This window comes from Oleiphilus sp. HI0117, from assembly GCF_001635235.1.
Window position 1 is genome coordinate 1 of the sequence record NZ_LWGA01000419.1, and the last position, 289, is coordinate 289.

At 40.5% G+C, this 289-nt stretch carries 1 protein-coding gene; it reads right to left on the reverse strand.

Going from position 1 to position 289, the window contains the following annotated elements; translation table 11 throughout:
* Positions 1-211 (reverse strand): hypothetical protein (locus A3757_RS26370; protein ID WP_068739247.1); only part of this gene is annotated, 211 nt, incomplete at its 3' end.
* Positions 212-289 lie beyond the last annotated feature (78 nt).

Below are 289 nucleotides of genomic sequence, written 5' to 3' on the forward strand. Positions count from 1 at the left end.
TTACCAAGCTCTCAATTAGCTTTTGTATACTCGTTTCTTGCTCTATCGCAATAATCTTCAGTGCTTTCAATGTTTTCTTATCTAAACGTAGGGAGGTATTTTTCTTAGCCTTCTCTTTTTTCTCGGATGCATGCACTTGATCAAGCTGAGGAGTCTTAGCCGTACCTTTCGACACTGCATCGGTTTTCTTATCTGTACTCTTGCGACTCATAAAGAGACCCCTTGTCGTTTCACTACCCTATAAACGGCATAGTAACATCCATTCATCCATATTGCCGAGCACCATAAA